Below are 15,036 nucleotides of genomic sequence, written 5' to 3'. Positions count from 1 at the left end.
AATGTGTATGGATCGGACGCGGGACGGGCACTGGCCTTCTGCCGTGCCGCCACGCGGTCAGGGTGCTGCCCGGCCGCGCACGGCCGGACAGCGGTGATTCAGAGATCGTACCCGCGTCAGCGGGTGCCTTCGGCCACGCCCGCCATGGTCGCGTCGACATTCGACGAGTCGACGATGCCCGGGCCGGTCAGGATCTCGCGGGTCGGGACTGTCAGGCCGTAATTGACGTAGCTGTTCAGGATAGACACCGCCAGGTAGCCTTGGTGGTAGCCCTGCTGGTCGATGGCGCAGGCCTGGGTGCCGTCCTTGATGTTCTGCAGGATCGACTCGTCGAAGTTCATGCCGCAGACTTCCACGGTGCCGGCCTTGCCGGCCTGCGCGATGCCGCTGACGGCAGAGTTCGCGTCGACGTTGCCGATCGCAAAGACCGCGTTGATCTCCGGGTGCTGCAGCAGGTGGGCGCGCAGCGCCTGTGCCACGGCGGTGGCCGAACCGAACGACGTTGCAGGCAGCGGCAGGACAGAGCCTTCACCACCGACGCTGACGATCCCGTCGACGAAGCCAGAGCAGAACGCCTCGATGTTGGCCGCACCGGGCAGCGTGTTCAAGCAGACACCGTTCTGCTTGCCCTTGTTGCCCAGGTACTCGCCCCCGGCGAACCCACCCTTGTAGTCGTTCGATCCGACATAGTTCATCGCGCCCAGACGGTCGGCGGCTTCGATCCCGCCGGCATTGTAGATAACCAGCGGAATGCCGGCGTCGACGACTGCCTGGAAGGCAGGGTCCATCGCTTCCGGAACCCAGTCCGGGCCTACAATGGCATCGGCGCCCTGGTCGATCGCCTGCCGGATCAGTTCGGCGGCGTCCACGCCCAGATTGTCGTAGTTTTGCGGGCCAAGCCAGGTGACGGAACCGCCCTGTGCTTCGGCGACGATGCCGGCATCTTCGGCGCCGCGCTTCACGATGGACCAGAACGGATCGTCGGGCTTGCCCCCGACCACGAAGATATCGGCGGCCAGTACAGCAGTCGCGGCGCAAACAGCGATGGCGGCAGTGGAAGCGGTGGCCGCGAGGCGGCTGAATTTGGTCATATTGATCTCCTCCATGTCCCATCTCCCCGAGGGACCTCTAAGCGCCGCCAGCCATAACGAATGCTTGATATCTTCGAAAGATAGAATAAGACTTAACTTGTCAAAAGTGTCAAAAGATGTCTGTCATAATGATACAGGCTTAGCTACTAGAGGATGCCATGGACCGACCGACAATTGCCGATCTTGCCGAAGCGGCTGGCGTTTCCGTCTCGACCGTGAACCGCATCCTCGGCGGCACGGCGCAGGTGAAAGGCACCACAATGCAAAGGGTGCAGAACGCCGCCGAAAAGATCGGCTTCTATGGTATCGGCACCATCGAGGACCGGCTGCGCAGGGCGGCGCCGAAATACCGGATGGGCTTTCTCCTCCAGCAGTCGACCCGCGAACTCTACCAACTATTCAGCCGCCAGATCGTCGCCGCCTGCCGTGGTCGCCGCGACGAGGTCGTGGAACCCGTCGTCGATTTCGTCGACTTGCTGACGCCCGAGAACATCGCCGGGCGGCTACTGGCCCTCGGCCGCGAATGCGACGCCGTCGCGGTAATCGCCGCTGATCACCCGGTCATCAGCCACGCAATCCGTACCCTGAGGGAAGAGGGCAAGCCGGTGGTCGCTTACATCACCGACCAGTCCGCGCCAGAGCGCTCGGCCTATGTCGGCGCCGACAATTGGAAGCTCGGTCGTACCGCTGCATTCCTCATCGCGCAGATGACCCACGGCCCCGGTCGCGTCGCGGTGTTCATCGGTAACCACCGTTACCAATGCCAGGACGTCGCCGACGCGAGCTTCCGTTCTTACATGCGCGAACACGCGCCCGACCTGATGGTCGAGGACAGCCGACCCACCCATGAGGACCCCGCCGAAGCCTACCGCATGGTGACTGACCTGCTGGCAACGACCGACGATCTCGTCGGCATCCTCATCGTCGGCGGCGGCATCTCCGGCGTCTTGCGGGCGCTCCGCCAGATCCCGGATCAACAGCGAAAGGGCGTGCGCCTCGTCTGTCGCGATATCGGGCCGGAAACCCGCAAGGGGCTGTCCGAGGGCCTGATCACCGCCGCCCTCTGCCACCCGCTGGACACGACCTCCGAGCTGCTGGTGCGCACCATGATCGAGGCCATCGAACAGGACGCTCCCGCAGCTGCGGTACAGCGCACCATACCGTTCGAGATTGTCACGCCGGAGAATATCTAGGAGCGGTGTAGCGGACGGCCCGACGCCGACGCTGCCGCCAACCGGCCAGTGACGCCAGGCCCGATGCTCCAACTCACCGGTTGGATGCGAAATCTCCACAAAAAATTCATACAGTCTACATGACTTTCCGCTCAGTGCAGGCGAAGTATACCTATCCGGACGTGGCGGCGACGTCCGGCAAAATCTCCTGTAGGCAAATAATCCGCGCACCGCTCTGCGTATTGGCAGGTACCGAATCCAGTAAATACAAATCGCTAGCCTTAATAAACGCAACCCGCACGGGACGAAAAAATAGAACAGAGATGCTCCGACCGATAAGCTACAAAACAACAGAACCGATTCACTTGATCAAAAACAAATACACGCCTCAACAGCGGCCCGCGCCCCGAAGGATCGACGGCCGGAGGGTCCGCCGATGACCACCGCCCGCAAATCGCGGAACTGGGTGTTCTTTACCGCTATCATCGTCTTCGTCCTCTACGCCGCCTGGATGCTTGCCCCTTACCTCCGCTCCATCCTCGTGCGCGATGCCTCGGTGACCTCATGGGCCCAGACCGTAAATGCCCCGGTCGCCGGAACGATCATCTCCGACCCGCCAACCACCTCTGGAGCCATCGGCGATGAAGGCCATGTTGTCCGCATCCGCAACGACCGGCTGTTCCGCGAAGCAGAGGCCGTTCTGCAGCACAGGATCCAGCAGGAGCATGCGCTGGAACGCGTGCACGAGCTGGAAACCTATGCCAGTGAACTCGACCAGCTCATCCGCGACCGCGCCAAACGGACGGAACGCTACGCGGCGGTATTCATAGAGCGGCTGGAAGCGTCGAAACGCGCGCTCGAGCAAGAAGTTGATATACTCGCGGCGCATGGGCCCTCGGAGTCCGAAAACGATCTGGAACCGGCACCACTGAACACCGCGGCAACCACCGAACAAGTCGACGTCGAAGAGCATATAGCCCAGCTGCAGGCTGAGTTGTCCGATCTCGATTCCCGCCTGCAAGCGGCAGCGGATGGCGTGTTCCTCGAATCGGACGGCTCGGATCCCTCATGGGCACATGTCGCCGATCTCGGACTAGAGGCCGAACGGCTCCGCATCCGCCTCGACATTGCTGAAGCGCAAGCGCTCCATAAAGAGGCGACAAGCGCGCTCGAGGCCCAGGAAGCCGAGTACCAGAAACTTCGCGAAGCAGATATCGTCATCCCATCCCACGCCGAAGTCTACGAAATCGAGGTAGGCAAGGGGTCGACCGTTGCGGCCGGCGATATCCTGCTGCGCTGGGTCGACTGTGACAACCTGCTTGTCGACGTGCCGGTCTCCGATGCGGAACTGCCGCTGATCCGTCCTGGATCGCAGGCGACGATCCTGCTCGAAGGTGAGTCAGAGGAACGCATCGGTACAGTTCATCTAACGCGCGGGTCTTCGGCCACGCTCGACGAGCGGACGCTGGCGGCCGTGGCGAAAGGACGGCACGAGGGACTGGCGCAGGTCCTGGTCGACTTGGGCGAAACCGACCTGAACGGCAATACCTGCCCACTCGGCAACGCGGCCTATGTCGAGTTCCCCGATGTCGGGCTGTTCGACGTCATTCGCGCAAGGCTGCGTCTGTGAAGATACTCGGCACTCCCACGCGCGAACCGACAGCGATCGAAAGGTCCAAGGAACGCTCGATCTTCGGTGCCATCCTGGCCGACATCGTCATAGTGATCCTCCAGACTTTCGCCGCGATCACCTCCGGTTCCTTCACCATGCTTGGCGAATGCGTGCGCGCCGCCTTCATGACGATCATCGAGATTTTCTCCACCGTCATCCTGCGCGGCGTACACCGTGACCGGTTCGGACACTTCGAATTCGGCATTGGCAAGGTCGAACAATTCGCCTGGCTGGTCTTCGGCATCAGCCTGATAGCCAGCGGTCTCTGGGTGGCGACACAGGTCATAGGATCGCTCGGATCGCCAGAGCGTGCCGCAGGCCCCCTCGGCCTCGCCATCGCCGCCATCGTCAATGCTATCAACCTGATGATCAACGGCCTGTCGCTCCGCGCACTTCTCGCTGCCTCGGAAGAGCGGGAGTCTGACGTATTCCGCGCGCAGGTGCTGACCCGGTCGATCAAGTTCTCCAACTCTATCGTGCTACAGATCCTGCTGACGCTCGCGGCGATCTCGACCGACCCGCTCTTCGCCCATCTGCTGGACGTGATCGGCGCGACCATTGTCGTTGTCGTCATGTTGCATTCGGGCGTCTCGATGGTCGCCAGCGCTATGCCCGCCCTGCTCGACGCACCGCTGCCGCCGACAATGGTCGATCGTGTCCGCACCGCGCTGGCAACCGATCCCGTCTCCGGGCCCTGGATCGCCGCCCTGCGCAGCCGCAGCTCGGGCCGTTTCCCGCAGGTCGAAGTTACCGTGAACCGCCACCACGTCCACGATCCCGACTGGGAGCGCAATCTCGACCGCCTGCAGACGCTCGTGCACGAGATCGACCCCGCCATCGAGCTCCGCATCGTCGTGGACAAGGAACCAAGAGAGTCGGCGCCGGATAACCCCGCGCCCGTTTAGCCGGAAAGACCCGATCAGTCGTCAAGCCCAATCACCCGACCCGGATTGAGGATACCTGCCGGATCCATCGCGGACTTCAGCCGCCGAAGCAGGCCCAATTCCTCCGCGCTCCGCACCAGCGACAGATACGGCTTTTTGTCGGTTCCCACCCCATGCTCAGCGGTGATTGAGCCACCCATCCGCGCCGCCAGAGTATTTACCGCCGCCGAAACCTCGGCGCGCATCTCGCTCTTAACCACGTAATGCAGGTTGCCGTCGGCAAGGTGGCCATAGACATAGATCCGTGCAACCGGGTCGACAGCTTCCACCGCCTCCCGCGCCCTGCCCAGAAACTCCGGAATTGCGCGAAGCGGCAGACTCAGGTCATGCGGCACCAGCCGTCCCAGCGAAAAGGTGAACTCCGGGCACGCCTCGCGCAGATGCCAGATACCGTCGAACTCCCGCCGCGACTGCGCGACAACGATATCGCCGCACAGTCCCGCCTCGTAAGCGTCCATCAGCACCTGCTCGAAAGCGTCCTCCTCGATCAACCCCTTCGGAGCCTGTATCTCAATCAGCACATATAGCCCGGAACCCAACGGCAATGGCCGCGTTCCCGCAATCCCGCAAGCGCCGTCATAGACCTCCGGCCAGAGCCCCTCGAACGCGCTTAACAAACCACCCAGCCGTCCCCGCAACATGCGCAGCAGTGCCAATGCCGCCTCCGGCCCTTCAACTGCGCACAGCGCGTTGCGCTCCAGCCCCGGCGCCGGGTGCAGCCGCAACAGCGCCTCGGTGATGACGCCGTATATACCCTCACTGCCGGTGAACAGCTGCCGCAGGTCCGGCCCGGCATTGTTCTTCTCCAGCCCGCGCATCGAGGACACGACCGTGCCGTCCGCCAGCACCGCCTCCATCCCTGCAACCTGCGCGCGAAACATGCCGTAGCGCAGCACGCGTATACCGCCGGCATTCGTGGCAATTCCGCCGCCGACCGTCGCAGTCCCTCGCGCGCCAAGATCGACGCCAAAGCAAAGCCCCTGCTCCGCCGCCGCCTCCTGCAATCGCTGCAGCGTCACTCCTGCACCTGCCCGGATCAGCATTGCATCCGCATCCGGCGCACCCAGACCGGTCAGCCGTTCCGTGGAAAGCACCACCTCGCCGGGCCGCACCCGCGCGCCACCCGACAGCCCGGTAAGACCGCCCTGCACAGCGACCGGCTGCCCGAACCGGTGACACAGCGCCAAAGCTGCAGACACGCCGGCCTTGTCCTTCGGCCGGATCACGACTTCGGGCACCACGTCCGGCCGGCGCGTCGCATCCGTCGCATAACGTGCAGCGTCCGCCGCGCCGGTGATCAGCCCCAGATCATGCCCGCAGGCAACAAGCGCCTCCACCAGCGCCGGATCAGCCATCTCCCGCCACGGCGCAGACCAGGATCAACTCCACTTTCAGCGACGGGTTCGCCAACGTTGCCTCGAAACAGGCCCGCGCAGGCGGCGCAATATCCGCGACCCAGCCATCCCATTCCGCATTGAACGCGGCCACATCGCCGATATCCCGCAGCAGGATCGCACAGAACAGCATGGCCCCTTTCGACGACCCGATCTCCGCCAGCCGCGCCTCTGCCTTGCCGAACAGCTGTCGCGCCTGCTCGGCGGTGGTCAGTGTCTCGTCATAGGGCGCGCTGGGGGTCACCGCGAAATAGCCGGTGCCGTTCGCGACGGTGGCGATAGAAGCGCGCGCCGTGGTCCCGAACCGGGTGATCAGGTCTTCCGGAGTCATCGCAGCCTCACCTGTCCAGCACGAAGGCGGCGTCTTCAGTCCAGCTGAAATGGCACTCCTCGCCCTCTTTCAGGATCACCACATCCGCCCCCGGCACCCGCACCCGGATCTGCGTGTCGCCGCGATGGCCGATGACCAGCGCGTTATCGCCGTAGTTCACGATCGTATCGATCACCATCTTTGCGTTCATGCGGCCTTCCTTTGGATCGCGCGACAGCTTCAGGTGCTCGGGTCGGATCAGCAGCGCAACCTCCTGCCCGTCGACAACCGGCGGCTGCCCCTCGGCTCCGAACACGACCGATCCCAGCGCCGGGCATTCCGCGACCCGCGCCTCGGCATCCGTCACCACCGCGTCCAGCAGGTTGCTCTCGCCGATGAAGTCCGCCACGAACCGCGTACTCGGTCGGTGGTAGATGTCCAGCGGCGCCCCGGCCTGCTCGATATTCCCGTCCGAGAACACCACGATCCGGTCCGACATCGACATCGCCTCGGTCTGGTCGTGGGTGACGAAGATCGTCGTCACGCCCAGACGCTTCTGGATCCGCTTGATCTCGATCTGCATTTGCTCGCGCAGGTTCTTGTCCAGCGCGCCCAGCGGTTCGTCCAGCAACAATAGATCCGGCTCGAACACCAGCGCCCGCGCCAGTGCGACACGCTGCTGCTGACCGCCCGACAGTTCCTTCGGATACCGGTGCGCGAACCCCTTCAGCCCCACGAGATCGAGCATCTCCTCGGCCTTCGCCAGGCCCGCTGCCTTCTTCACACCCCGCATCTGCAGCGGGAAATAGACGTTCTCGGCGGCGGTCTTGTGCGGGAACAGCGCGTAATTCTGGAACACGATCCCGATGTTCCGCTCCTGAGGCGCCAGACCGGCCAGCGAATGCCCCCCGATAGTGATCGCGCCGCGGGTGGCATCCTCGAACCCGGCTATGATCATCAGCGTCGTGGTCTTCCCCGACCCCGAGGGTCCAAGGAACGTGACGAACTCGCCCTGCTCGATATCCAGGTCGATCCGGTCCAGCGCGGTGAAATCCCCAAAGGTTTTGTTGACGCCGGAGAGCTGAAGATAGGGGTTCATTTGACCTCCTGCGGCGTGGTGGCCTGCGTGTTTCGGGTGGCGCGCACCGGCTTCGGCGCGGCGCGGGAAAAGAGCTTGCGGAAAAGCCGCAGCACATGCGGCGCGATCAGGCCAAGGAACACCGCCACGAACAGCAGCGTCGAGATTACGGCGATTACCGGATCGGCCTCCTGCCGGATGGAATCGAACATCTTGCGCGGCAGCGTCTCGGCATCACGGCCAGAAATGAAGATCGCCACCACCGTTTCGTCGAACGACTGGATGAAGGCGAACAGCGCCGAGATCAGCAGCCCGGGCCGCAGGATCGGCAGGGTGATATGGATGAAAACCTGTCGCGGCGTGGCGCCCAGCGACCGCGCCGCGCGTTCCAGCGTCCGGTCGAACCCCTTCAGGTTCGCCGACAGCACGAGGAAGGTGATCGGTACCGCCAGGCAGGTATGGGCCAGGATCACGCCCAGATGCGAATGCACCAGCCTGAGAGAGCCGAAATAGGAATAGTACCCCACAGCCATCACGATATGCGGCACCGCCATTGGCATCATCATCATCACGTTGGCGGCGCCCTTGCCCCAGAACTTGTGCCGCACCAGTGCAAAGGTCGCGGGCACCACCAGCGCCATCGTCAGGATCGTCGTCATCAACGCGATGAGCAGCGAATTGAATGTCGGCCGCAGCCAGCTCTCGTCGGTGAAATACTGCGCGTAGTAACCCAGCCAGAACCCCGGCGGCGGAAACTGCAGCGTCGGCGAGGTCGAGAAGGACATCGGCACCACGATCACCAGCGGCGCCGCGATGAAGATTACGATGGCGATCCCGGTCCAGCGCAGGAAGCGGTCCATGATCCCCTCCTACCCGTACAGCTTGTCGAGGCCGAAGCGCCGCGAATAGATCGCCAGCACGATCAGCGTCACCACCAGCAGCACGATCGCCATGGCCGAGCCGAGCCCGAAGGCAAGGAATTCCTCGATCTGGTGGCCGATCAGCCCAGCCGCCATCTGCTCGCGCGGCGAACCCAGCAGGACGGGCGTCACGTAGAAGCCAAGGCAGATCACGAAGACCAGCACCGACCCATTTGCGATCCCTGGCGCGGTCAGCGGCAGATAGACATGCCGGAACAGCGACAACCCGTAGGCGCCCATGCTCTCGGCCGAACGGATCAGCGACCGGTCGATCTTCTGCATCACCGAATAGATGTTCATGATCATGTAGGGCGCCAGGATGTGGACCATCGCCAGCGTCGACGAGAACCGCGTAAACAGGATCCCCGGCGGGTCCTCGAACCCGATGGTTTCCAACAGCCAGATCACCGGCCCGTTGTTCCCCAACAGCACCATCCATGCATAGGTGCGCACGAGGAACGAGGTCCAGAAACTCATCGTGATCAGCAGCAGGATCATCATCGCCCGCCGCTGCGTGGTTGCGTTCATCAGGTAGGCCAGCGGATAGCCGACCAGCAAACAGCACACCGTCACCAGCGCCGCCGTCGCGAAGGTGTTTAGGAATACCTTGCGGTACAGCGATCCCGTGAGGACTTTCTCGTAATTCGCCAGTCCCGGCCGCGGCTCGGTCACGCTCATGATCGCGACTTCCGCCAGCGGTACGAGGAAGAACAACGCCAGATACACCGCCAAAGGCGCCAGCAGCAGCCATGGCCAGAGGTTCCTGCGTTCCGTTAATGTCGAGAGGGTCACCGCCATCGGGCGCTGTCCTTTCCAGTCACTCGTCTCGGATTGCGGCCGGTCCGCGATGCGGACACGGCCAGGGCTTCCGTGAGGGGAAACCTGCAGGCGGCGGAAGGAGAGAGGCCCCCGCCGCCAGGACGCCTCAGCTTGCCAGCCACTCGTCGAAGCGCATCGACACTTCTTCCGGGTCGCCGCCCCAGTTCGACATGTCCTGTTCGAAGACTTGCGGATAGTTGTCGGGCGAGGTGGGCATGCGCGGCTTGGCGGCGTCGGCCACGAACTCGTTCGCCGCCGGGTTCAGCGCACCGTAATTCGCCTGGCTCACGAAACCGGCAAGCGGTTCCGGAGAGGTGGCGAACTCGACGAACATCTTCGCCGCTTCCATGTTCGGCGTGTCCTTGGCGACGACCCAGTAGGCGCGGTCGATCTCGGCCTGGTTCCAGGTGAAATCCACCGGCGCGCCGGCATCTTCCGCCTCGAAATAGCGGCCGTGCCAGATCCCGATCATGTCGACTTCGCCGTCGCGCAGGATCTGCGTCGATTGCGACCCGCCGGTCCACCAGACGCGGATATGCTCCTTGATCTCGTCCAGCTTGGCAAAGGCGCGCTCGATATCCAGCGGATACAGATCCTCAGGCGCGACGCCGTCAGCCAGAAGCGCGATAGGCAGCACCCGCGCCGCATAGCGCTGCAACGACCGCGCGCCCGGGAACTTCTCGACATCCCAGAAATCCGCCCAGCTCTGCGGCGTCTCTTCCCAACCCGCATCGGTACGCCAGGCCATGAGCGTGGCGAAGGCATGCGAAGCGACGCCATTCTCGAACAACCCGCCTTCGTAAGGCGAATCCAGGTCCTCGATAATCCCCGCCTGGTTGGCGCGAACGATGTCGCCGCCGCCCAGCGTGGTCACGTCGAACTCGTAGACGCCGGTGCGCACCTGCGCGGCCAGCTTGGCGAAGGACACCGGCGACACCGTGGTGATCTTGATCCCGGTCTCTGCGGTGAACGGGTCGAACAGGTTGGCCTGTGCGGCCTCCAGCCAGGGACCGCCCCATGAGTTGATGTAAAGCTCCTTGTTCTGCGCGCGGGCGATCTGCGGTGCAGCCAGAGCGGTGGCGGCGGCAGCAGAGCCCTGCAGGAACAGGCGACGGCTCGGCCGCCAAAGCGCGTTTCTTCGATCCTTCAACATGATGATCCTCTCAACTGTCGGAGTTGCGGAAGGTTTCGCCGTACAGGCGCAACCAGTTCTGGTGGGTGATTTTGGCGACCTCTTCTTCTGAAAAACCCACTGTGCGGAGGCCGTTGGGTATCTTGTCCAGGTCCTGCAACGTCAGGAACCAGTCCGGCGGCGGCGCCTTGCCCGGCCGCGCGGCAGAGGCGGCGCCATAGTCGATGCCCCGGGTCCAGCGGCCCATGCGCATCCAGGCGTAGTCCGGCGCGGTGAAATTGTGGCTGCGGTCGGTGCCGATGGCGACGCTGTCGATCCCGGCGATCTCGACCGTCTTCGCCACCATCTCGCACCACGTCTCGATGGTCTTGCAGTAATAGTCCCCGGTGATGTTGCGGTATGCGGCACAGCCGATCACGCCGCCGGTCTCACCAAGGGCCTTCAGCACGTCGTCCGACTTGTTGCGCTTGTGCGGGAACAGGCTGTCGGCATTGGCGTGTGTCACCGCGATCGGCTTCTCCGACGCCTCGATCGCATCGAGTGTCGAACGGTTGCCGACGTGGGAGCAATCCACCAGCATTCCGACCCGGTTCATTTCCAGGATGACTTCCTTGCCGAACCGCGCGAGCCCCGAATCCTCGGCCTCGTAGCAGCTCCCGGCCAGTTCGTTCTGGTTGTTGTAAGTCAGCTGCACGACCCGCACGCCCAGTTCGGCGAACATCTCGACCAGCCGGATCCGCCCCTCGAATAGGTTGGCGTTCTGGAACCCGAGGATTGCCGCAACCTTGCCCTCTTCCGTGGCCGCGACGATATCTGCCGGCGTCAGCGCAACGCGCACCACGTCCGAATTCTCGCGGATCAGGTCGCGCCAGCGGCCAAGGCTGTCGAGGCTTTCCAGCGCCCCCTCCCAGAACCCGCAGGTCACAACCACGCCGCCCACTCCGGCACTCTTCAGCTCGGCAAACGACTCGCGGTCGAAATGGCCGCATTGCAGCCCGTCGATAAGGGTATTCACGCGGTCTTCTCCTGCTTTTCCGTGCCCGCTCCGACAGAGCTGATGAAGTTCACGTCGGTGTCGTCGTCATTGTCCGTACGCCCGATCACCTTGCCGTCCTCGGTCACGATCACCGGCCCTGCATGGCGCCGCGACACGACCGAATCCGGCGTCAACGCCGTCTGCGCTATTGCGTAGATCCGCCACCAGAGCTCTGCCGGCATCCGGCAGCCATCCGCCAGCACACGGTCCAGTACCGGATCGCCGGGCGCAGTCTTGCGCGCGGTCACGAACCCGTCCGTCACCGACAGCTCCATCCCGGCGCGACGCCCCAGCCCCTCGGCAATACCCAGCTCGCCTGGATCGACAACGCCGACGACCTCCGCTTCCGCCAGATCGTGATCAGCCAGCTTCAGCTGCAGCAGGTCGATCAGCGAAGGCACCACGAACCAGGCATGCTGCCCGCCGCCGTCCAGCTCGATCCTCTGCCCGCTCTCAGCGATCAGGGAAATCTTAGACGGATCGGCCGGCTTCAGGTCGTCCAGCCGCAGCTCCAGTAGGGCAAAGCCGCCGAACCCCATCGCCTGCGAATACATCACGACGTCTCCAACCATCAGCGCGAAGCCTTTCGGCAGGTTCGTCAGCGACAGGATGCGCTCCGACATCATCCGCATCTCGCGCGGCATGATCCGCAGCATTTCGGGCGTCGGGTTCATGCCTTGGGCTCCTCGGGGTAGAACCAGCGCAGCCCCTCGCCGGACCGGATATCCTCCCGCGTCGGCGCACCGTGATACAGCACGCCCCGCAGGTTGCGCTGCAGGTAATCGCGGGTCTTGTCGATACCGTGGAAGGCGACATTCATCAGCCGCACAAGATCGATCGGAACGAAGTCGCCGGAATTGATATTGGCCAGCGGCGTGTGGAAGTGCGTACCCGCAAGGCTCTGCGCCCGCGCCACCATCAGCCGATGCTGCGGGTGCGCCAGCAGGAACCGCGCCATCGGTGTCCCAGCCTCCCCCGTAGCCAGATCCGCGCGCAGGGCCTGCAGGTCTCCCGGCAGGTCCAGCCCCAGATCCACCGCTTCGGGAATCTCGGCTCGCAGCCCGCGCCGAGGTTCCTCGGCGGTCTCGGACTTGTACCAGACATAGGCCTGCGCATCCGGCGCCGACATGTCCGTCTCCAGCGCCCAGCTGTAATCCGCATCCAGCAGCGCCGCCATCTCACCCACTGTCATCAGCGGGTCGACGGCCAGTTCGTCGGCGCCTTCGACCCCGGCGATCAGCCGGTCCGCCGTCTCCGGCACCAGCTCGATCAGCAGAGACAGGAAAGTCTCGTAGCTTTCCGGTGCAAGGCTCGACTCGGCCAACCGCGCAATTGCATCCAAGGGATAATCCGCCGCATCGCCGCGCACCCGGCCTTCCGCGTGCAGTTCCTCCAGCAGCGGCACAAGGCTCGCTACTTCCCGCGCCACTGTCTCGGACGAGGCGAAGGTTTCGTACATCATCCGGTCTTCATTTCGGAAGACCGCAACACGGCGGATCAGCCCGATCAGGTCGAGAGTTCGCGGATCGCCGCGCTGCAATTTAAGCCCCAGCGCCGCGGCAATCGCCGTTTCCCGCGCGGTGATCCACGCGTTCATCAGCCGCGGATGCTTCTGCACAAAAAAGATCAGCCCAAGCGCCGATCCGTTGCCGACCCCCAGGAACCGCCGCAACGCCGGATCCAGTTTCACCGCCATTTCGGACCGAAGCCGCGCCAGATGCTCCACCAGGTCGCAGGCCAGTTCACGCATCAGGTAGGCAAGCAAAAGCTGCGCTTCCAGCACACCGCCCAGCGCGTGGTCCGGCCCCAGCGACGGGAACGGCCGCGTCCCGAAGGTGCCGTTCCCGTCCAGCCCGGTGTTCCGCATGAGGTAGCAGGCGGCGTTCAGGTCTTCGATCTCCGGCTGCCGCCCCTCGGCCAGCGCCTCCAGCGTCGCGCTGAATGCGCGCATCGACCGGTTCGACCGGCACCAGACCAGTGCATTCGTGCTGGCCCGGCCCCGGTACAGCTTCGGAAGCTGCGCGCGCGCCTCCTCGATCTGCGCCTCGGTCGCCGGCCCCTCGTTCAGCGTGCCCATCATGTCCCACGACCGGCCGATGATCCGGCCAGTCCGGCCCTCTGGCTTCGGCGGAAAGGAGAAAGCGATGAAACAGAATTCCTGCAGCGGCGCCTTTATCGAATAGACGATTGTGCCAGCGGCATCCGCATCCACGTCGAACCGCTCGACGGAAATATCCCAGCGTTCTCGGATCATCTTGTTCATGAACGCGCGCGTGCCGCTCAACCGGCTGGGCTGCATCGCGGCCAACCGCTCCGGCTTCATCAGCTCGCGCCAGTCGCGCAGCCCCGGCTTCCCGCCCGGTTCCGTCGTGTGCAATGCCGAAACCAAGGTCACTGGCCGCCCCCGTGCAGGATATTCGTCAGTTCCTTCGCGGCCTCGAGCACCGGGGCCCGGAATGCTTCGAGGTCGAACCGCGTCACCGGCGCCACCAGCGACACCGTCGCCCGGCACCGCCCGTGCAGATCGAAAACCGGCGCCGCGAACCCGCGCACGCCGCTGTGGGTGTAACCGCTCGAAAGCGCGTAGCCGTCGGCGTGCACTTCACCCAGAACCTCGTCAGTAGGCAGCTCATGCGGCCCGGCCCGAAGCCTCTCCAGAGTCACGTCGTCGGCAAACGCCACCAGCACCCGCCCGGAAGCCGAGCCTTCTAGCGACATGTAAGTCCCGATCTTCTGCTCGGCGCGCAGCAGCGTGTCCGATTCGACGCGTGCCACGATGCAGGGCTGCCCCCGGTCCAGGATCGACAGCGACGCCGTCTCACCCGCCGCCGTCATCAGCCGCGTCAGCGCCGGTTCCGACCGCACCCCGATATCCGCCTGGTCCAGCGCCGCCGCCGCCAGCCGCGTCGAAAGCATGCTCAGCCGGTAGCGCCCCACATCGTCCTGCTCCAACCAGCCGGCCGAAACCAGCGTCAGCAGCCGCTGATATGCCGTCGCCCGCGACAGGCCCGTGACCTGCGTCACGTCCGACAACCGCTGCGGCCGGGTGCAGGTGGCGAAGTGGTCGATGATCTCCAGCGTCTTCAGAACCGTCGAAAGCGGCCGGACACCTGCATCGGGGGCTTGTCTTCTATTTGAATATGAGCTATCCATATTGAATATGCTGCGAGCCCATTTGATCTATGTCAAATGGAAAACAGGCTCTTGAGATGCCGGATTTCACCCCGGCAGCGGCCAATTGCTTGTTTTTTCTCGCTGAATTGCGCCAAGTTTTTGCGTATATTTTTGAGCGAGAAGGCGCGATCTCCAGCCGCCTGCACGAATTCTGAGCACCGAGAGTACGCTCGAATAGGCGCTCCGGCCTGATCATGCCGGAAAGCTGATTCCCTTTCAGAACCGGATCTGCTCGAAAAAACAGGGCTAATCACGTCCAGACCGCCTTCCAGACAACCAACCGCACACGACTGC

Annotated in this window: 14 protein-coding genes; 3 read left to right on the top strand and 11 right to left on the bottom strand. The window is 63.9% G+C overall.

The window, feature by feature from the left end:
- Positions 1–116: 116 nt before the first annotated feature.
- On the bottom strand, positions 117–1,091 hold the full coding sequence (locus HCO70_RS00325) for a sugar ABC transporter substrate-binding protein (RefSeq protein ID WP_172291989.1): 975 nt from the start codon (positions 1,089–1,091) through the stop codon (positions 117–119).
- A 158-nt stretch (positions 1,092–1,249) separates the two neighbouring features.
- On the opposite strand from HCO70_RS00325, the gene HCO70_RS00320 reads away from it, so the two are divergent.
- The 3 genes from HCO70_RS00320 (at position 1,250) to HCO70_RS00310 (ending at position 4,840) form a co-directional block, all read left to right on the top strand.
- Positions 1,250–2,284, top strand: coding sequence for a LacI family DNA-binding transcriptional regulator (locus HCO70_RS00320; protein WP_172291987.1), 1,035 nt, complete (start codon positions 1,250–1,252; stop codon positions 2,282–2,284).
- Between the two features lie 415 nt (positions 2,285–2,699).
- Positions 2,700–3,893, top strand: a complete 1,194-nt coding sequence (locus HCO70_RS00315; RefSeq protein ID WP_172291985.1) for an HlyD family efflux transporter periplasmic adaptor subunit — start codon at positions 2,700–2,702, stop codon at positions 3,891–3,893.
- A complete protein-coding gene (locus tag HCO70_RS00310; protein ID WP_172291983.1) occupies positions 3,890–4,840 on the top strand; it encodes a cation transporter in 951 nt (316 codons plus the stop codon). The genes HCO70_RS00315 and HCO70_RS00310 overlap by 4 nt, the downstream gene beginning before the upstream one ends.
- Positions 4,841–4,854: 14 nt before the next feature.
- Here the strand turns inward: HCO70_RS00310 and HCO70_RS00305 are convergent, their stop codons facing one another.
- From HCO70_RS00305 to HCO70_RS00260, 10 genes are all read right to left on the bottom strand, one after another.
- Positions 4,855–6,234: an FAD-binding oxidoreductase gene (locus tag HCO70_RS00305; protein WP_172291981.1), complete on the bottom strand. Its 1,380-nt coding sequence runs from the start codon at positions 6,232–6,234 to the stop codon at positions 4,855–4,857.
- Complete coding sequence (locus tag HCO70_RS00300) at positions 6,227–6,604, bottom strand: Rid family hydrolase (protein WP_172291979.1); 378 nt, start codon at positions 6,602–6,604, stop codon at positions 6,227–6,229. The genes HCO70_RS00305 and HCO70_RS00300 overlap by 8 nt, the downstream gene beginning before the upstream one ends.
- Before the next feature lie 7 nt (positions 6,605–6,611).
- Positions 6,612–7,682: an ABC transporter ATP-binding protein gene (locus HCO70_RS00295; RefSeq protein ID WP_172291977.1), complete on the bottom strand. Its 1,071-nt coding sequence runs from the start codon at positions 7,680–7,682 to the stop codon at positions 6,612–6,614.
- On the bottom strand, positions 7,679–8,521 hold the full coding sequence (locus HCO70_RS00290) for an ABC transporter permease (RefSeq protein WP_172291975.1): 843 nt from the start codon (positions 8,519–8,521) through the stop codon (positions 7,679–7,681). The genes HCO70_RS00295 and HCO70_RS00290 overlap by 4 nt, the downstream gene beginning before the upstream one ends.
- A gap of 9 nt (positions 8,522–8,530) precedes the next feature.
- Entirely contained in the window at positions 8,531–9,379 is an 849-nt protein-coding gene (locus HCO70_RS00285) for an ABC transporter permease (protein WP_172291973.1), read from the bottom strand.
- Between the two features lie 127 nt (positions 9,380–9,506).
- Positions 9,507–10,553: an ABC transporter substrate-binding protein gene (locus HCO70_RS00280; RefSeq protein WP_172291971.1), complete on the bottom strand. Its 1,047-nt coding sequence runs from the start codon at positions 10,551–10,553 to the stop codon at positions 9,507–9,509.
- Positions 10,554–10,563: 10 nt separating this feature from the next.
- Positions 10,564–11,547, bottom strand: coding sequence for a membrane dipeptidase (locus HCO70_RS00275; RefSeq protein WP_172291969.1), 984 nt, complete (start codon positions 11,545–11,547; stop codon positions 10,564–10,566).
- Positions 11,544–12,242, bottom strand: coding sequence for a hypothetical protein (locus tag HCO70_RS00270; RefSeq protein WP_172291967.1), 699 nt, complete (start codon positions 12,240–12,242; stop codon positions 11,544–11,546). The genes HCO70_RS00275 and HCO70_RS00270 overlap by 4 nt, the downstream gene beginning before the upstream one ends.
- Positions 12,239–13,963, bottom strand: a complete 1,725-nt coding sequence (locus tag HCO70_RS00265) for a hypothetical protein (protein ID WP_371742126.1) — start codon at positions 13,961–13,963, stop codon at positions 12,239–12,241. The genes HCO70_RS00270 and HCO70_RS00265 overlap by 4 nt, the downstream gene beginning before the upstream one ends.
- On the bottom strand, positions 13,960–14,721 hold the full coding sequence (locus HCO70_RS00260) for an IclR family transcriptional regulator (protein WP_172291965.1): 762 nt from the start codon (positions 14,719–14,721) through the stop codon (positions 13,960–13,962). Before HCO70_RS00260 ends, HCO70_RS00265 begins: the two co-directional genes overlap by 4 nt.
- Positions 14,722–15,036: the final 315 nt, after the last annotated feature.

The organism is Pseudoruegeria sp. HB172150, from assembly GCF_013184805.1.
GTDB lineage: Bacteria > Pseudomonadota > Alphaproteobacteria > Rhodobacterales > Rhodobacteraceae > Psychromarinibacter.
Note: the sequence above shows the minus strand (reverse complement) of the source record. Positions and strands in the feature narration are given on the sequence as shown.